The sequence below is a fragment of the Paraburkholderia sp. CHISQ3 genome (assembly GCF_030464945.1).
Lineage (GTDB): Bacteria > Pseudomonadota > Gammaproteobacteria > Burkholderiales > Burkholderiaceae > Paraburkholderia > Paraburkholderia megapolitana.
The window spans coordinates 118,500-136,517 of sequence record NZ_JALPRG010000012.1 but is presented as its reverse complement, the minus strand read 5'-3'; the positions used below and the strand labels follow the sequence as shown (position 1 = coordinate 136,517).

Sequence of the window (18,018 nt, the reverse complement as noted above, 5' to 3'; positions counted from 1 at the left end):
GCAATGCGACGCCCCGTCATCGTGTATCGTTAGCGACTGAACGCCGCGCCAGGTGCGCGGCTTGCCAAATACTGAAACGGAGATTGACCGGATGATCACACTCTGGGGACGCGCCAACTCGGTGAATGTCCAGAAACTTCTGTGGTGCTGCGACGAACTCGCACTGCCGTACGAACGCATCGACGCCGGCCTGCAATACGGCCGCAACAACGAACCCGATTACCTCTCGATGAATCCCACAGGCCGCGTGCCGACGCTTGTCGACGGCGACTTCGTGCTGTGGGAATCCAACTCGATCCTGCGTTACCTGGTCATGCAGTACGCGCCGTCGAGCTTTCTGTACCCTGTCGAACCGCGGGCACGCGCGAGCGTCGACCGCTGGCTCGACTGGTCGTTGTCCACGCTGCAACCGGCCGAACGCCCCGTGTTCTGGGCGCTCGTGCGCACGCCCGCTGCCGAGCGCGACACGACAAAACTCACCGCCGATCTGCTGAGCGTGGGCGCGCTGTGGAAGCTGCTCGATACGCATCTGCAAGGGCGCTTCTTTATCGAAGGCGAGCACTGCACGCTCGCGGACATCGTGCTGGGCTCGTATGCGAAGCGCTGGTTCGGACTCGACGGTGTCGAGCGTCCACTGCTGCCGAATCTCGAGCGCTGGTATTCGCGTCTCGGCACGCGCACCGGCTTCAAGAAGTACGTCGACCTTCCCTTGACCTGACCCACGCCGGCGCAACCATATGACAATCACGCTACATGCATGGGGCACGCCGAATGGCCGCAAGGTCACGGTTGCGCTCGAAGAAATGGGGCTGCCTTACACGATCAAGTCGGTGAACATCGGCCGCGGCGACCAGTTCGAGCCGGAGTTCCTGCGCATCAGCCCGAACAACAAGATCCCCGCGATCGTCGATACGGACGGCCCCGACGGACAACCAATCAGCGTGTTCGAATCGGGTGCGGTGCTGCTCTATCTTGGCGAAAAAACCGGCCAGTTCCTGCCGAAACCGCTACGCGAACGCGTGCCGGTGCTCGAATGGCTGATGTGGCAGATGGGCGGCTTCGGTCCGATCCCGGGACAGGTTCATCATTTCGCCGCGCTCGAATCGGAAACCGACCGGCGCTATGGCTTGCAGCGTTATTCGGAAGAAACGCGACGACTCTATGGCGTGCTCGACCGGCGCCTCGCACAGGTGGAATTCGTTGCGGGGGATTTGTCGGTGGCGGACTTCGCGATTCTCGGCTGGGCGTGGCGCCATGAACGCCATCTCGTCGATCTCGCCGATTATCCGCACGTGCAGCGCTGGTACGAGACGCTGTTTGCGCGACCGGGCGTACAGCGCGGTTTCGCGGTTCAGTTCGAGTGACGGCAGCCGCTCGCGATGCCGCTTATAATCACGCGATGAAGAACGCCAAGCCCGCTCCGGCAGCCAGAAAACCGGCTGCCGCACCGCACGACCATCACGACGATAGCGCCCACACGCATGCCGGTTCGCAGGAAAGCGCGCTTGCGCTCGCGGACGAATATTGCCGCGAACGCGGTGAAAAACTGACGCCGATTCGCCGCAAGGTACTGGAGTTGTTGCTGGAATCGGGCCGCGCGACCAAGGCGTATTCGTTACTCGACGACATGCGCCAGATCCATCCGGGCTCCGCGCCGCCTACGGTTTACCGGGCGCTCGATTTCCTGCTTTCCGCGGGGCTCGTCCACCGGATCGAATCGATCAACGCATTCACTGTCTGCCACGATCTGACGCAATGTCAGCACGGCATCCTCGTCGTGTGCCAGCAATGCGGCGACGTCACCGAGCTGCATCAACCGAAGCTGCGTCAGGCACTCGTCGCGCAGATCGAAGACGCCGGTTACCGGCTCGCTGGCGATGAAATCGAATTGAAGGGCCTGTGCGCTGCGTGCGAAGCAGCACAGCATTCCGAGAAGGTTGCGAGCGCTACCGGCAGGTAAGCGAGCAGATAAGCGCCGATTGTGCCCGGCTCAGTGCATCCCCGCCGCACGTGCATCGATTGCATCGTGCAGCAGCGTGACTAGTTCGTCCGGCTGTGCCGGCTTCATCATGAAATGCTGGAAGCCTTCGCCGATGCTGCGCAACCGGTAGCTGTCGTCGGTGTGGCCAGTCAGCGCCACGGCAACCGACGGCGCATGATCGCCGCGAATCTCGTGATCGCGTAGCCGCTGGATCAGATAGAAGCCGTCCATGGTGGGCAGGTCGAGGTCGCAGATCACCGCATCGGGCAATTCGCGTACAGCCGCTTCGACACCCTCTTCCGCGTCCGCTACCGCCACGACGCGTGCACCTTCCGATTCAAGCAACATGGTCAACGACGCCCGGCTATGCGGGTCGTCTTCTACCAGGACGATGGTTGCCTGATCGAGTCTCAAGACTGCGTTCATTTTGCGTATTTATTGCGTTGTTGCTGTAAAGCCGTTAAGAACCGGTAAGGCATGCGCATCGCATCGCTACTGCTCGCCTGCTCGCGACGCGTCTGTCGCATCTGACAATCGGACCCGCTGACGCGCGCCAAGTTGCAATTGTGGCACGCCTCGCAGACTAGACGGCCAGCAAGGCACCGAAATGAAAAACGGCGCCGCCGGCGCCGTCTCTCTCGCAGCTAGCGCCCATGAAGCCTATCCGTTGCCCGCCACCGCTTCCGCATAGCCGAGTTGCACGGAAATCGCGCGACCGGCCTCTTTCAGTAACGCGACGTAATGCGCCTTCGTATCGGCGCCACAGCGCATGCTCGGAAACGATACCGACAAACCTGCAATCACATGGCCGAAACGGTCGAACACCGGTACGGCAATGCATTGCAGGCCGTCTTCCTGCTCTTCGTTGTCCTCGCCGTAGCCCTGCTCGCGTACGCGCGGCAGGATGCTCAGCACGGCATCCGCGGAACCGAGCGTTTTCTGCGTCGATTTGCGGAACTCGATGGTGGATAGCACGTGGCGTGCCTCATCCGGCTCCATCCATGCCAGCAGCACCTTGCCGATCGCGGTGCTGTAGAGCGGATTGCGCCGGCCGATGCGCGATTGCATGCGCAAGTCGTAATCGGCATCGATCTTGTGGATGTAGACGATGCTGTCCTCGTCGAAAGCGCCTAGATGCACGGCTTCACGCGTGAGCCGCGAAATATGCCGCATCTGCACATCGGCTTCGCGCACGAGATCGACGCTTTGTAATGACTTCGCGCCGAGTTCAAACAATTTGATCGTTAGACGATAGCGGTCGGTATCTTCTTCCTGGGCGACATAGCCGAGTGCTTTTAGCGTCTGCAGAAAGCGGTGCACGGTGCTCTTCGACATCACGAGCCGCTGCGACAGCTCGCTGATGCCGATCTGGTTGTTTTCGCCAAGCGCCTGCAGGATCGCAAACACCTTGTTGACCGCCGCCACCGATTCGACGCGCTCCGCCCCGCCGCCGTCCGCGATCAGATCGGCGGAATCGGCGAGCGCGATGTCGTCCGCTTTCGTTTTTCTTGCCGCCGCTCTTGCTGCATCTCGCATAGTCACTATCCGTTCTTGCCCGACTTCAGGCCGTCAGCATAACGCGATTAATTTCTGGCCGGCATAACGCCGGGCGCCGTTCAGCGCGCGAGCCATCCGCCGTCTACCGCTAGCGTGTGCCCATGCATATAGTCCGACGCCGCGGAAGCGAGAAACACAATCGGTCCTGCGAGGTCGTCCGGCGTGCCCCAACGCCCTGCCGGAATACGCGACACGATCTCGTCGTTACGCTGCGCGTCGTCGCGTAACGGTTCGGTGTTGCGCGTCGCCATGTAGCCCGGCGCAATCGCGTTGACGTTGATGCCGCGCGCGGCCCACTCGTTGGCGAGCAGCCGCGTGAGTCCGAGCACGCCGCTCTTCGCGGCCGTGTACGAAGGCACGCGAATGCCGCCCTGAAACGACAGCATCGATGCGATGTTGATGATCTTGCCGCCGCTTTGCTGCGCGACGAACTGACGCGCGACCGCCTGCGAAAGAAAGAACACCGTTTTCAGGTTCACGTCGATTACCGCGTCCCAGTCGGCTTCGGTGAAATCGAGTGCATCGTTACGGCGGATCGTTCCGGCGTTGTTCACGAGTATGTCGATCTTGCCGAAGGCCGCGACGGCTTCCTGCACGATGCGCTCGACCGGTTCGAGCGTCGCGAGGTTCGCCTGTACGTCGATACAGCGGCGACCGAGATCGCGCACGATGCCTGGTGTGTCGCCCGGCCCGCTGTGATGCACACCGACGATATCGCAGCCGGCCGCAGCCAGCGCCTGCGCCATGCCCGCGCCGAGCCCGGTATTGCTGCCCGTGACGAGCGCCACCTTGCCGGTCAGATCGAACAGACGCGCGGCCAGCGGATTTTCACCCACAGCGGAGCGCTCAGCGCAGATCGGCGACGGCGACATGATCCATGTCCTTGAACACGAGGTTTTCGCCGACCATGCCCCAGATGAACGTATAGGCCCGCGTACCGACACCCGAATGAATCGACCAGCTCGGCGAAATCACCGCCTGCTCGTTATGCACGAGGATGTGCCGCGTTTCGTGCGGCTCGCCCATCATGTGGAAGACCGCCGCGTCGTCGGCGAGGTTGAAGTAAAAGTAGACCTCCATGCGGCGTTCGTGCGTGTGGCACGGCATCGTGTTCCACAGGTTGCCTTCTTCGAGCTTCGTCATGCCCATCGAGAGCTGACAGGTCTGCAGCACCTCCGGCACGATGAACTTGTAGATGGTGCGGCGGTTGCTTGTCTTCGGATCGCCGAGCGTTTCCGGCGAAGCCTCGGCCAGCGTGATGCGGCGCGTCGGATAAGCGGTGTGCGCCGGCGCGCAGTTCAGGTAGAACCGTGCAGGACGCGCGGCATCGACGCTGCCGAACGTCACCGACTGCGTGCCCTGGCCGATATACAGCGCCTCCTCGTTGCCGACGTCATGGCGCTTGCCGTCCACTTCGATCCAGCCCGCGCCGCCGATGTTGATCGCGCCCAGTTCGCGCCGCTCGAGCAGATAGTTCACGCCGATCGCCTTGCCGAGCGACGCCGATATCTCGACGGGCCGCGTAACCGGCAGCGCCCCGCCGACGATGATCCGGTCGATATGGCTGTAGGTCAGTTTCAGCGCGTTCTCTTCGAATACGCTTTCGACGAGGAACTGCTTGCGCAGCCCCGCGGTATCGAGCGTGCGGGCGTGCTCGCTGTGGATGCTTTGCCGGACGTCCATAGTTGTCTCCGTGATGAAGGTTCGAGGCCGCCGTGGGAGGCGTGCGACCGTCCATGCGGCGCATTAAAACATAGATTGTTTAATTTCGGAACGACGGTCCGGATTTTGTAATGGTGGCCGCTTCATACTTCATTACGCATCGACTTCGCCCGGTTTACGTAGGTGTAAACGATAGCCACAAAATCCGAAACGCCGTTCCACGTCAATGCTAAATTGCGATCCAGGCGCTGACCGCCGCGCGCTCGCAGAAGCGCGTGCCCAGCGCCGCACAACCACACCATCAAGACATAAACCGATCGGGCGCAGGCTCGTGGAGGAGCAATCCGCATGAACATCAAGAGGTCCATCGACCGCATACCGGGCGGCCTGATGCTGGTTCCGTTGCTGCTCGGCGCATGCGTGCACACGTTCGCGCCGCATGCCGGCAAAACCCTCGGCTCGTTCACCAACGCGCTGATCACCGGCACGCTGCCCATCCTCGCGGTCTGGTTCTTCTGCATGGGCGCCAGCATCAGCCTGAAGGCGACGCCGGTCGTGCTGCGCAAGAGCGGCGTGCTGGTACTGACGAAGGTCGCGACGGCAGCGCTTGGCGGTGTGATTGCCTCGCACTTCCTGCCGCCCGGCGGCATCACGTCGGGTTTTCTCACGGGGCTGTCGGCGCTCACTGTGATCTGCGTCATGAACGAGACCAACGGCGGTCTCTACATGGCGTTGATGCAGCAGTACGGTACGAAAGAAGAAGCCGGCGCGTTCTGTCTGATGTCGCTCGAATCGGGGCCGTTCATGACGATGGTCACGCTCGGCATTGCGGGGCTCGCGAGTTTTCCGTATGCGACGCTGTTCGGTGCGTTGCTGCCGTTCTTGATCGGCTTCGCGCTCGGCAATCTCGATCGAGAACTGCGGCAGTTCTTCAGCCAGGCGGTGCCGGTGATGGTGCCGTTCTTCGCGTTCGCGCTCGGCAATAATCTCGACTTCGCCGTGATCCTGAACACCGGTCTGCTGGGCGTGCTGATCGGCGTCTGCGTGATTCTTGTCACCGGGACCACGCTCGTGCTCGCCGACATCTTTCTCGCGAAAGGTAACGGGACCGCCGGGATTGGCGCGTCGTCGACGGCCGGCGCGGCCGTAGCGGTGCCGCAGATCATCGCGGGGATCGAGCCGCGCTATGCCGCGGTTGCGCCTGCTGCGACGGCGCTCGTGGCGACCTCGGTGGTCATCACCGCGCTGCTCACGCCGATCCTCACCTCGCTGTGGTCGCGCCGCTGGGGCACGCTGTCGCCGAAGCATCGCGCGGCGGCGGCATTGTCCGGCGGCGGCGCTGCGCTCGATACAGGACTGGATGGTCCGCTCGAAGCGCGTTCGAACGCGCACTGATCCTGCTTTGCCGGCAACTCATGTCGGCAACTTAGGCTGGCCCCCCATACCGGCGCCATATTGCAGCGCTATCATGAGCGCTCGCCCTGCCCGCTAACGCGGGCGGGTTCCGCGACGGCGGGCCAAGCTCTCCCGCCCGCCGGACGCGAGCACGTACCACGCGCCCACCCTCCTGCTCCCATACGACGATGCCCGCCCCCGATTCCGTCACGCTCGAAGCCCTGCGTCACGTCAGCACCGCGACGCTCACCACGCAACTGTTTAAACGCGGCCTGCGCAATACCTTCATGCAAGGCGTCGCACCGCTCGCTGCGCACAGCGGACCGAACCTCGTCGGTCCCGCGTTTACGTTGCGTAACATCCCGTCGCGTGAAGATATCGATGTGCTCGAACTGTTCGCGAACCCCGAATACGCGCAGCGCAAATGCGTCGAGACGATTCCCGCCGGTTACGTGCTGGTGCAGGATTGCCGCGGCGAGCGCGGCAGTGCGTCGTTCGGCTCGATTCTCACGCAACGGCTACAGGTGCGTGGTGTGGCGGGCATGGTGTCGGACGGTCCGGTGCGCGACAGCGTAACGATCGCCGCGCTCGGCCTGCCAGTGTTCTGCGCAGGCGCCAGCGCGCCGCCGAACCTGCTGCGCCATCACGCGATCGACATCGACGTGCCGATTGGCTGCGGCGGTGTCGCGGTTTTTCCGGGCGATGTTATTGTCGGCGACACGGACGGTGTGGTCGTGATTCCGCACGAAATGGCCGCCGATGTCGCCCAGGCCGCCGTCGAACAGGAACATCTCGAAGAATTTCTGACTGAGCGCATTCGCGACGGCGCGGCATTGCCCGGCACCTATCCGCCGAACGAGGTGACCCGCGCTGCGTACGACGCGTGGCGGCAGGCGCGCAAACGCTAAAAAAAACGCCGGCCAAGGCCGGCGTAAGGGTTCTGGCTATTCCGAGGGCGTACCAGAACCTGAGAGACGGTACTGCGTTGTGCTCCGTGTTCATGCTCGCTGCCGCACGCTGCGACGCACGTTCGATACCCGTACAACGGTTCGCACATGGCGGGAAAGTATAGCCGTGCATCATTGTTTAGTTAAGCCCAACATCTTTCTTTTCATTCCACCGGTACAGACCTGTCTACTCACGTCTGCTGCGAGTGAATCGTATGATCAATACCGCGTGTGCAACTGGTCAGCATCGCCGCCCCACCGCACGATGCAGCGCTAGAATTCGCGCATGACTACCTATATCGCCCTGTTGCGAGCCGTCAATGTCGGCGGCACCGGCAAGCTGCCGATGTCCGAACTGCGGGCAATGTGCGAATCCATAGGTTGCACGAACGTGCGCACCTACATTGCGAGCGGTAACGTTGTTTTTGCCAGCACGCTGTCGAAAGCGTCGGTCAAGACGAAACTGGAAGCTTGCCTTGCGGGTTATGCGGGCAAGCCGGTCGGCGTGGCGATCCGCACCGGTCCGGAAATGGCGGCAGTCCTCGCTGCGAATCCGTTCAAATCAACGCCGCCGAACCGCACAGTCGCGATCTTTCTGGACGCTCCGCCACCCGCCGATACGCTTGCGCAGATTAGCGGCCAGCAAGCCGAAGAGGTCGCGCTCGGCAAGCAGGAGATCTATGTGCACTACGGGGACGGCATGGCGCACACGAAGCTGAAAATTCCCGCTGCGAAAACCGGCACCGCGCGCAACATGAATACCGTCGCCACGCTTAGTGAATGGGCGGCAACCTGAAGCCTAGGCTGCGCCCAGCGCATCCACCAGCAACACCTTCAGGCTTCCTACCAGCAATGAGTCGCCGCTGCCGTGCGCCGACGCGATCGCCATGCCGAACGACGGCAATGCCGGCAGCCCTGTCTGCGTATCGAGCACCGTCAGATCGGCGGGTACCGCGCCTTCAGTGAGGACCGTGATTGCGATGCCGGCGCGGACCATCGCGAGCAGGCCGTCCTTGCTCGCGCTCTCACACGCGACGTGGTACGCAATGCCCGCGCCGTCCAGTGCGCGCCGCGCCGCCTGGTGATCGAGCGTGTCGGGTTCGGAAAGCGCGAGTGCCAGCGACGCATCGCCGTGTTCCGCAGCCCGTGCATGCGCGCCTACCCACACGAGCTTTTCGTAGCGCACGGCCGCCTCGCCGTCGTCGCCTGGCGCCAGTGAGATCAGCGCGAGGTCGATCCGCTTGTCGCGCAGCATGCGCCGCAGATGCGTCGTCGACGCACACACCAGATGCACGGCAACACGCGGATGACGTCCCGCGATCTCGCGCAACAGCGAAGGCAAAAACGTAATGCAGTAGTCGTCGGGACAGCCGAAGCGGATCGCGCCGCTCAGACTGCGTCCGGTCAGTTCGGCGAGCGCCTCGTCGTGAATGCGCAGCAGTTCGCGTGCATGCCGCAGCAGTGTTTCGCCGCGCGCTGTCAGTTCGACGCCGCGCACCGTGCGCAGCAACACCGCGCCGCCGGCGACCTCCTCGATGCGCCGCACCTGCATGCTGATCGCAGACTGCGTACGACCGACTTCGGTCGCGGTACGCGTCAACGAACGCGTGTCGGCGATCGTGACGAAGGTTCTGAGCAGGTCGATGTCGAGGTTGGTCATGATTTATCGAGGCGGATAACAACGCGGGTATCAACTCAGGTATCAAGCTAGCGAATGGCATCCATCAACGGTATTCGTTTCCTGTGTGACGGCGTTCGGTCGTAGCATCGGGTCAAGCCGGCGTCATTTGTTTTGTACCCTTCGCGCCGGCATCTTCGTACAGGAAACGCACCTCATGACGCCACTCTCCGAAACGGCATTCTGGTCGGCCGCGCAGCGCCATCTGATCCGCTATGGCGGTTCATTCTCGCCGGTCATCATCGAACGCGCCAGCGGTTCATACGTATTCGATTCGACCGGCCGCGCGATTCTCGACTTCACGTCCGGACAGATGAGCGCCGTACTCGGTCACGCGCACCCCGAAGTGGCCGACGTGATCGCACACAGCGCGCGTGAACTCACACATCTGTTTAGCGGCATGCTGTCGCGGCCGGTGGTCGAGCTCGCGACGCGTCTTGCAGAGATCGCGCCGCGCGGTCTCGAACGTTCGCTGCTGCTGAGCACCGGTGCCGAGGCAAACGAAGCGGCTATCCGGATGGCGAAGCTCGTCACCGGCAAATACGAAGTGGCCAGCTTTGCGCGCTCGTGGCACGGCATGACCGGCGCGGCCGCGTCGTCGACCTACAGCGCAGGTCGCAGCGGTTACGGCCCGGCGGCCGTCGGCTCGTTCGCGATCCCTACGCCGTATCCCTATCGCCCCGCGTTCGAGCGCAACGGGCGCTACGACTGGAACGCCGAACTCGATTACGCATTCGATCTGCTGGATCGCCAGTCGGCGGGCAGCCTCGCTGCGTTTATCGCCGAGCCGATCATCAGCTCGGGTGGATTGATTCCGCTACCGTCGGGTTATCTGCGCGCGCTGCAACGCAAATGTGCGGAACGCGGCATGCTGCTGATCATCGACGAGGCGCAGACCGGGATCGGCCGTACTGGCCTGATGTTCGAATGCGAGCGCGATGGTGTCGTGCCCGACATCCTCACGCTTTCGAAGACATTGGGTGCCGGGATTCCGTTGTCGGCGGTCTTGACCACATCGGCGATCGAGGAGCGTGCCTTCGAGAAAGGCTACCTGTTCTATACGACTCACGTGTCGGACCCGCTGCCTGCGGCGGTCGGTGTGAAGGTGATCGAGATCGTGCTGCGCGACAGGCTCGCACAGCGTGCAGCGCAGGCAGGCGAACGACTGCGTGCAGGGCTGCTCGAGATGCAGCGGCGCCATCGCTGCATCGGCGACGTGCGCGGCGAAGGGTTGCTGCTTGGCATCGAGATCGTTGCCGATCGGGACAGCAAGGCGCCGGCGCCGGAGCTATCTGCAGCGATCACCGAACGCTGCCTGCAACTGGGGCTGCACATGAACATCGTGCAGTTGAAGGGGATGAGCGATGTGTTCCGGCTTGCGCCGCCGCTGACGATCAGCGACAGCGAAATCGATCAGGCGCTGGGGATACTCGATGACAGCATGGGGTACTGCCTCAATCGACATTGAGCACAAGTGCGGCGCTTGTCTCTACGAGCGATCATCAGTCGCTCAACAGGCCCGCGCCTCCCGACAACGAAACGAGCGAGGCGCAAATCATATTGTGGCGAATGTCATAACATGGTCCGCGCGGTCATAGTGCGTGACCAATGATCCGCAGTGTCACGCACGACATTGCACACCTGTACTCTGAATTCTGCAAAAAGCGCGCTTCCCCCTTTCTTGTTTGCTTGCGCGTACTCCCGATGTCTCGTCCAGGCACGCACGTCTTCCTCAGACTCGAACTCCACGACGATCACACGTTCGCCATCTTCTGCAATGAAATCCCTGTGTGAGATATAACCTGGTACCTCGGACGCCACCACACTCATGCGGGCCAACCAGCGTTTGTAATCTTCCTGCGCATCGGGATTCAACCTGGACCTCAAGACAGTCACGATCATTTTTTTAACTCCTTCGCAAAACCGCGTTGGCGACGTTCTGGCTGGCAACACGGAGTCTAGGTGCCCACATCATTCATGTAAAATGAATAAATTAGAAAATCTTGTTCTCATTTCAAGAAAATGGATCTGACTGATCTGCGTATATTTCAGGCTGTCGCACATACGGGCGGCATCACGCGTGCTGCGGCATTGCTGCACAGAGTGCCGTCGAATATCACTACGCGCATTCAGCAACTCGAAAGCGATCTGGACGTGTCGCTCTTCATACGTGAGGGCAAGCGTTTTCAGCTATCGCCGCAAGGTAAGGTTCTGCTCGACTACGCGACCCGCTTGCTGGCACTTGCCGAGGAAGCGCGCGAAGCGATGCACGATGAAATCCCGCGTGGCGTACTCAACCTCGGAGCGATGGAAAGTACTGCGGCGATTCGGCTGCCATCGCTGCTCGCGCAGATGCATGAGCGGTATCCCGATCTGGCAGTGGAGTTGAGAACTGGCGCCCCTCGGCCTTTGATCGCACGCGTCCTTGCAGGTGAACTGGATGCCGCGCTGGTCGCTGAACCAGTCTCCGATACGCGACTCGATACGACCCTCGCCTATGTCGAAGATCTGGTGATCATCGGGCCTCGGAATCATCCGTCGATTCGGTCAGCTCGCGATTTGCGTACGCATACGCTCCTGGCCTTCGAGCCGGATTGCCCACATCGCCAGCGGCTGGAGGCATGGTGCGCGAATGACGATGTCGTCCCGCAGCGGATCATCGAGGTCGGCTCTTACCACGCAATTTTAGGCTGCTGCATCGCTGGTATGGGTGTCGCCCTGATTCCTGCTGCGGTCCTTGATACCTATACCGAACGAGACAGGCTGTCGGTGCACAAACTGAAAGGGGAATACCGCAACGTCCGGACCCTGCTCATCTGGCGTAAAGACGCTTGCGCGCCGAAAGTCAGCGCCTTGGCCAGCTTGCTACAGGAATCCACGCAAAGATGAATTTGCGTGCAACATGACGTACGTCACCGCACCGTCGTCCAGCTACCATAACGCGCAACCGCACTTTCATCAAAGTTAAACCCAAGCCCAGGCGCATCGTGCAACACCACCCGCCCATTCCGATGCCCAAGCTGCCGATCGATCAACCGCCGAAAGTTCAACACCTGATCGTCCCAGAAGAACTCGACATAACGCGCGTTCTGCGTCGCGGCAACGAGCGGCGCATGCACGTCGTGAAACCAGTGCGGACACATCACGACGCCATAGCTCGCCGCGGTCGCCGCGATGCGCCGCCACTCGGAGATGCCGCCACACACCAGCGCATCGCTCTGCAGGATCGCCGCAGCGCCCTTGTCGAGCAGTTCCTTGTGATACCAGCGGCCATAGCCGATCTCTCCGGTGGCAAGCGGAATGCGCGTGAGCTTCGCGAGGCGCGCGTGATTGTCGATATCGTCGGGAGAAAACGGCTCTTCGACGAAGTACGGATCGTACGGTTCGAAACGCTTCAGATATTGCAGCGCCTGTGTCGTATCGGTCCAGCCGTTGTTGATGTCGAGCATCAGTTCGACGTCGGGCCCGACCGCCTCGCGCGCCGCGCGCACACGCGCTTCTTCTTCGCGCGGCGACAAACGCCCTGCTTTCATCTTCACGGCCTTGAAACCCATCTCGACGTAACTTGCCATTTCTTCGCCGAGCATCTGCGGTGTCTTGCCGTCGAGGTAGTAGCCGCCGCTCGCATAGGCCGGCACCGATTCAAGATGCACAGCGCCGAGTAATTTGTGCAACGGCAAACCATGCGTGCGCGCATTCAAATCCCACAGCGCCGTATCGAGAATACTGAGCGCACGCATCACCGTCCCCGCGCGTCCATGCAACAACGCCTCCTGATACATCGCCTGCCACAATCCTTCCACCGCATAAGAATCCTTGCCGATCAGCACCGGTGCAAGCAGTTGCTCGACCGCGACCCTGAGCAATTCGCCGCCCGCACTGCCGACATAGCAGAAGCCGAGCCCTTCGACGCCATCGGTCGAGCGAACTTTCACGAGACCGTAGTGGCGCATAGACACGGTGCGGGTGGCAAACGAGGTCACGCGATCGAGCGGCACGCTCGCCGCGCACACCAAAACCGATTCGATTCTGGGCATTGCAGCACTCCTCCGTTGAACACAGTCGCGGCAAGGGCGCGACCGTCAGCAACGCAGTGTGATGGCGGCCACGGTTCAAAAACAGTATCCTTTGGCTTCTTTAAAAGATAAAACTTTTATCGATGGATTCGCGCTACCTGCAAAGCTTTGTCTACGTGGTCGAGCTCGGTTCGATCGCGGAAGCCGCGCGCCGGCTGGATCTGACGCCTGCCGCGGTGGCGCAGCGCGTCAAGATGCTCGAACAGGAACTCGGCGCGAAACTGGTGCGCCGATCGGGGCGCACGGTCGGCACGACCGAAGCCGGCGAGCGCATTCTCGAGCGCGCGCGGGCGGTGCTGCACGATATCCGCGACCTCCGCTCCGATCTCAACGATGCATCCGAGCTGGCCGGGCAACTGAGGCTCGGCGGCACGCCGACGATGATGACGAGCCTGATTCCCGATGTGCTCGCCGGGCTGCTCGCGCGTCATCCGCAGATCGACATCTATCTCGAACCGGGCACCTCGCTCGATCTGTACCGCAAGGTGGTGAGCGGCGATCTCGATGCGGCGATGATCGTGCAGCCGTTATTCGAGCTGCCGAAAAGCTGCGACTGGCGAACCTTTCGCGAAGAGCCGCTGATCCTGCTCACGCCCGCATCGATGCCGGTGAGCGATCCGCACGCGGTACTCGCGAGCGAGCCGTTCTTGCGTTATGACCGCAATGTGGTCGGTGGTCAGCTTGCCGATGCGTATTTGCGCCAGCATGGCATCCGGCCGCATCAACGGTGCGAACTCGACGGGCTCGATGCGATTGCGGTGCTCGTGGATCGCGGCATCGGTGTGTCGCTTGTGCCGGACTGGCTGATGACGCGCTTTGCAGGACTGTCGCTTGCGAAGTGGCCGCTGCCGCATCCGTTTCCGAAGCGCGTGGTTGGGTTGCTGTGGGGGCGTTCGTCGGCGCGTATGCGGCTCGTGCAGGCGTTTCTGAATACTGCGTTGGCGCTGCCGCATCGATGAGCGGCGTGTCGGCATCGAGCAAGACCCGCCCGAAGCAAAGTTTTACTGATGTCTGAAGCAACGCCCACGCAATGCATCGCCGCGCCCGACGCCGCGATAATGTCTGCTTGAAGCCGTTACTCGCTGCTCGTTGCTCGCACGCGTCGTGGCCCTTGCATGCTCCTGTCAACTTTCTGGCTCCGGACACTCGATGACCGCCCCGCTCCCTCCCGCTCCCAGCGCCGCCGACGACAACACTGCCGACAACGCCCACACCGGTCTGCGCAAAGGCCTCACGAACTACGGCGACAACGGTTTCTCGCTGTTCCTGCGCAAGGCCTTCATCAAGGGCGCGGGCTACACCGACAGCGCGCTCGATCGACCGGTAATCGGTATCGTCAACAGCGGCAGCGCGTACAACCCGTGTCACGGCAACCTGCCGCAACTGCTCGAAGCGGTGAAACGCGGCGTGATGCTCGCGGGCGGCCTGCCGATGGATTTCCCGACCATCTCGATCCACGAATCGTTTTCGCAGCCGACCAGCATGTATCTGCGCAATCTGATGTCGATGGATACCGAGGAGATGATCCGCGCGCAACCGATGGATGCGGTCGTGCTGATCGGCGGTTGCGACAAGACCGTGCCGGCTCAGTTGATGGGCGCGGCTTCGGCGGGTATTCCGGCAATCCAGTTGATCACCGGTTCGATGCTGACCGGTTCGCATCGTTTGGAGCGTGTCGGCGCGTGCACCGATTGCCGTCGCTACTGGGCGCGTTTTCGTGCCGACGACATCGGCGCCGAAGAGATATCTGACGTCAACAACCAGCTCGTTGCAAGCGTCGGTACCTGCTCGGTGATGGGCACCGCGAGCACGATGGCATGCCTCGCGGAAGCGCTCGGCATCACGGTGCCAGGCGGCGCCTCGCCGCCCGCGGTCACCGCCGACCGCATGCGCATCGCAGAGCTGACCGGCACGCAGGCGGTGCAGATTGCGCGCGAGCGCCTGACCATCGACCGCATTCTCACCGCCGATGCATTCGAAAACGCGATGCGCGTGCTGCTCGCGATCGGCGGTTCGACCAACGGCATCGTGCATCTGACCGCGATCGCGGGGCGGCTCGGCTTCGATGTCGACCTGCAGGCGCTCGACCGTATGGGTCGCGAGACGCCGGTGCTGCTCAATCTGAAACCGTCAGGCCAGCACTACATGGAGGATTTCCACAGGGCGGGCGGTATGGCGACGCTGCTGCGCGAACTGAAGCCGCTGCTGCGACTCGATGCATTGACCGTCACGGGTCGCACGCTCGGCGAGACGATCGACGACGCCGGCCCTGGCTTCGCGCAGGATGTCGTGCGACCGTTCGCCGATCCGATCTATCCGCAGGGCAGCATCGCCGTGCTGCGCGGCAATCTTGCGCCGGGCGGCGCGATCATCAAACAGTCGGCCGCGGATGCAAAGCTGATGGAACACGAGGGCCGCGCCGTCGTGTTCGAGGACGCCGAAGATCTCGCTAGCCGCATCGATCGCGACGATCTCGACGTCGCCGCCGACGATATCCTCGTGCTCAAGCGCATCGGTCCAAAGGGCGCACCGGGTATGCCGGAAGCGGGCTACATTCCGATTCCGAAGAAGCTCGCGCGGCTCGGCGTGAAAGACATGGTGCGCATTTCCGACGGCCGCATGAGCGGCACCGCGTTCGGCACGATCGTGTTGCACGTCACGCCGGAAGCGGCCGTGGGCGGGCCGCTCGCGTGGGTGCAAACCGGCGACCGGATTCGTTTGAGCGTCGCTGCGCGTGAACTTACTTTGCTTGTACCGGATGCGACGCTTGCACAGCGCGCCGAGCAGGCACCGGTCACCGAACCGACCGCGGAGCGCGGTTACCGCAAGCTTTTCCTGCAAACCGTCACGCAGGCGGACCGTGGCGTCGATTTCGACTTCCTGCGTGCTGCGCAGACCAATGGGACGACGCCGCGGAGTTAGTGCATACGGCTGTCACACCCCTTCCGCACTACGCGTGCTGGTACTGGATGCGGTGCAGTTGCGCATACAACCCGTTTTTTTCCAGCAGCTCAGCGTGACTCCCTTCCTCCGTTAGCCTGCCGTGCTCCAGAACCAGAATCCGGTCCGCCCGCTCGATCGTCGAAAGACGGTGTGCGATAACAAACACCGTGCGGCCCTTCATCAACGTATCGAGAGCAACCTGGACGTGATGCTCCGATTCGGAATCGAGCGCCGAGGTGGCCTCGTCGAGGATCAGGATCGGCGCATCCTTATAGATCGCGCGAGCAATCGAGAGTCGCTGCCGCTGTCCGCCCGACAGGCGCGCACCGTTATCGCCAACCAGTGTATCGATTCCCAGCGGCATGTCCGCTACGGTGCTCCACAAATTAGCCGCGCGTAACGCCGCTTCGACGCGCTCACGATCCGGCGTTTGCCCGTACGCAACATTCGCTGCAATGCTGTCGTTAAAAAGGATGACGTCCTGGCTAACCATCGCCATCTGGCTGCGCAAATCATGCACGTCGTAATCGACATACGGCACCCCGTCTAGCAGGATGGTGCCGCCTGTCGGATCGAAAAATCTCGGCAGCAAGTTGACCAGTGTCGTTTTGCCGCCGCCGGATGGCCCGACAAAGGCAATCATCTGTCCCGGCTTGACGCTGAACGAAATGCGATCGAGCGCCGCCCGCTCGGCGTCCGCATAACCGAACGAGACGTTCTGGAACTCCACTTCGCCGCTCGTCTGGTCGAGATGACGTCGGCCCGGAACCTGCTCCGGCGGTTCGTCGATCAGCTTGAAGATCAGTTCGGCCGCGGACATGCCGCGCTGCAATGTCTGGTTGACCGACATCAGTTGCTTGAGCGGGTTGATCGCCAATAAAGTCGCGGTGATGTACGCAACGAAACTGCCCGCGCTCCCCTGGCCGTGCAACGACTGAAACAGCGATATGGCGATCACAATGCCTATCGCGGTCGATGCGAGCAGTTGCGTAGTCGATTGCGCGAGCCCGCTCGACACGATCATCCGGATCGCGTAGCCCTTGAGGCGCCGGTTCATTGCCATGAAGCGGTCGACCTCGTATTGCTCGCCGCCGTGAATCTTCACCACCTTGTAGCCCGATACAACCTCTTCGACGATGTACGACAGACCGCTCGTCATGGTTTGCTGTTCGCGACCAAGGCGGCGCAAACGTCGATTGACCTGTGCGGCGAGCCATCCAATGCACGGAAAAACCGCTGCGATGATCAAGGTCAGCCGCCAGTTCAGGTAAAACAGGCCCGCCAGATATCCGATGGCTGTCAGGAGATTCTGCACCGACGAGAACAGCACGGATGTGAAGATCGAGAGCAGCTGGTTGACCTCGTAGACCACGGCATTGATGACCGAGCTTGCTGTCTCCCGTTGAAAGAATGATGCCTTCGCTGACACGACACGCTCGAACATGTCCTTTCTGATCTGGACCAGAATCGTGTTCGATGCATACCCAGTCAGATACCCGGAAGCAAACTGCGCGATCGCACGAACGACGGCCAGCGCGACGAATACGAGGGAAATGCGCCACCAGGCGGACGACGGGGCATCTGGAGCAAACCCGTCGTTGAGCATCGTTTTCATAAAAAGTGGTACCGCGGCCTCGGTTGCGGAAACCAGCGCGGTGAAGATCAACCCAAGCGCGAATATTCCTGCAACTGGCCGAAGGTAACCCTTCAACCGAATCACCAGAGCTTTAACAGTGAGTTTCATACCGGTTTACGAAAGCTGTTGCACATGGACCGGAC

At 61.9% G+C, this 18,018-nt stretch carries 18 protein-coding genes; 10 read left to right on the top strand and 8 right to left on the bottom strand.

Going from position 1 to position 18,018, the window contains the following annotated elements; translation table 11 throughout:
- Positions 1-91 precede the first annotated feature (91 nt).
- The 3 genes from M0D65_RS26095 to M0D65_RS26085 are packed head-to-tail and all read left to right on the top strand — an operon-like array spanning position 92 to position 1,960.
- Complete coding sequence (locus tag M0D65_RS26095; protein ID WP_266255172.1) at positions 92-718, top strand: glutathione S-transferase family protein; 627 nt, start codon at positions 92-94, stop codon at positions 716-718.
- A 19-nt stretch (positions 719-737) separates the two neighbouring features.
- Positions 738-1,364 carry a glutathione S-transferase N-terminal domain-containing protein gene (locus M0D65_RS26090; protein WP_091017886.1) on the top strand — a complete coding sequence of 209 codons (627 nt, stop codon included), beginning with the start codon at positions 738-740 and terminating at the stop codon, positions 1,362-1,364.
- A 35-nt stretch (positions 1,365-1,399) separates the two neighbouring features.
- Positions 1,400-1,960 (top strand): Fur family transcriptional regulator, encoded by a 561-nt coding sequence (locus M0D65_RS26085; RefSeq protein WP_091017884.1) that lies wholly within the window; start codon positions 1,400-1,402, stop codon positions 1,958-1,960.
- Positions 1,961-1,990: 30 nt separating this feature from the next.
- Here the strand turns inward: M0D65_RS26085 and M0D65_RS26080 are convergent, their stop codons facing one another.
- The 4 genes from M0D65_RS26080 to kduI form a co-directional block, all read right to left on the bottom strand.
- On the bottom strand, positions 1,991-2,407 hold the full coding sequence (locus M0D65_RS26080) for a response regulator (protein ID WP_091017882.1): 417 nt from the start codon (positions 2,405-2,407) through the stop codon (positions 1,991-1,993).
- Positions 2,408-2,641: 234 nt separating this feature from the next.
- Positions 2,642-3,517 carry a DNA-binding transcriptional regulator KdgR gene (gene kdgR / locus M0D65_RS26075; RefSeq protein WP_266255171.1) on the bottom strand — a complete coding sequence of 292 codons (876 nt, stop codon included), beginning with the start codon at positions 3,515-3,517 and terminating at the stop codon, positions 2,642-2,644.
- Positions 3,518-3,597: 80 nt separating this feature from the next.
- Positions 3,598-4,410 (bottom strand): 2-dehydro-3-deoxy-D-gluconate 5-dehydrogenase KduD, encoded by an 813-nt coding sequence (kduD, locus tag M0D65_RS26070; RefSeq protein WP_266255170.1) that lies wholly within the window; start codon positions 4,408-4,410, stop codon positions 3,598-3,600.
- Positions 4,385-5,221, bottom strand: a complete 837-nt coding sequence (kduI, locus tag M0D65_RS26065; RefSeq protein ID WP_266255169.1) for a 5-dehydro-4-deoxy-D-glucuronate isomerase — start codon at positions 5,219-5,221, stop codon at positions 4,385-4,387. Before kduI ends, kduD begins: the two co-directional genes overlap by 26 nt.
- A 327-nt stretch (positions 5,222-5,548) precedes the next feature.
- Between kduI and kdgT the strand changes: the two genes are divergently transcribed.
- The 3 genes from kdgT (at position 5,549) to M0D65_RS26050 (ending at position 8,338) form a co-directional block, all read left to right on the top strand.
- The gene (gene kdgT / locus M0D65_RS26060; protein ID WP_091017874.1) at positions 5,549-6,595 is read left to right on the top strand and encodes a 2-keto-3-deoxygluconate transporter; all 1,047 of its coding nucleotides are present in this window, start codon (positions 5,549-5,551) and stop codon (positions 6,593-6,595) included.
- Between the two features lie 188 nt (positions 6,596-6,783).
- Complete coding sequence (locus M0D65_RS26055) at positions 6,784-7,503, top strand: ribonuclease activity regulator RraA (RefSeq protein ID WP_266255168.1); 720 nt, start codon at positions 6,784-6,786, stop codon at positions 7,501-7,503.
- A 325-nt stretch (positions 7,504-7,828) separates the two neighbouring features.
- Positions 7,829-8,338, top strand: coding sequence for a DUF1697 domain-containing protein (locus tag M0D65_RS26050; protein WP_091017870.1), 510 nt, complete (start codon positions 7,829-7,831; stop codon positions 8,336-8,338).
- A gap of 3 nt (positions 8,339-8,341) precedes the next feature.
- Here M0D65_RS26050 and M0D65_RS26045 read toward each other — a convergent pair whose 3' ends face one another.
- Positions 8,342-9,202: a LysR family transcriptional regulator gene (locus M0D65_RS26045; protein WP_266255167.1), complete on the bottom strand. Its 861-nt coding sequence runs from the start codon at positions 9,200-9,202 to the stop codon at positions 8,342-8,344.
- Positions 9,203-9,377: 175 nt separating this feature from the next.
- Here M0D65_RS26045 and M0D65_RS26040 point away from each other — a divergent pair, with 175 nt between their 5' ends.
- Positions 9,378-10,688 (top strand): aspartate aminotransferase family protein, encoded by a 1,311-nt coding sequence (locus M0D65_RS26040; RefSeq protein ID WP_266255166.1) that lies wholly within the window; start codon positions 9,378-9,380, stop codon positions 10,686-10,688.
- 104 nt (positions 10,689-10,792) lie between these two features.
- Here the strand turns inward: M0D65_RS26040 and M0D65_RS26035 are convergent, their stop codons facing one another.
- A complete protein-coding gene (locus tag M0D65_RS26035; RefSeq protein WP_266255165.1) occupies positions 10,793-11,122 on the bottom strand; it encodes an antibiotic biosynthesis monooxygenase in 330 nt (109 codons plus the stop codon).
- A gap of 120 nt (positions 11,123-11,242) precedes the next feature.
- Here M0D65_RS26035 and M0D65_RS26030 point away from each other — a divergent pair, with 120 nt between their 5' ends.
- Entirely contained in the window at positions 11,243-12,109 is an 867-nt protein-coding gene (locus M0D65_RS26030) for a LysR family transcriptional regulator (protein ID WP_266255164.1), read from the top strand.
- 23 nt (positions 12,110-12,132) lie between these two features.
- On the opposite strand, the gene M0D65_RS26025 is transcribed toward M0D65_RS26030, so the two are convergent.
- Positions 12,133-13,257, bottom strand: coding sequence for a mandelate racemase/muconate lactonizing enzyme family protein (locus M0D65_RS26025; protein WP_266255163.1), 1,125 nt, complete (start codon positions 13,255-13,257; stop codon positions 12,133-12,135).
- 122 nt (positions 13,258-13,379) lie between these two features.
- Here M0D65_RS26025 and M0D65_RS26020 point away from each other — a divergent pair, with 122 nt between their 5' ends.
- Entirely contained in the window at positions 13,380-14,255 is an 876-nt protein-coding gene (locus M0D65_RS26020) for a LysR family transcriptional regulator (protein WP_091017862.1), read from the top strand.
- Between the two features lie 190 nt (positions 14,256-14,445).
- A complete protein-coding gene (locus tag M0D65_RS26015; protein WP_266255162.1) occupies positions 14,446-16,218 on the top strand; it encodes an IlvD/Edd family dehydratase in 1,773 nt (590 codons plus the stop codon).
- Positions 16,219-16,246: 28 nt separating this feature from the next.
- Here the strand turns inward: M0D65_RS26015 and msbA are convergent, their stop codons facing one another.
- Positions 16,247-17,983, bottom strand: a complete 1,737-nt coding sequence (gene msbA, locus M0D65_RS26010) for a lipid A export permease/ATP-binding protein MsbA (protein WP_266255161.1) — start codon at positions 17,981-17,983, stop codon at positions 16,247-16,249.
- Positions 17,984-18,018 lie beyond the last annotated feature (35 nt).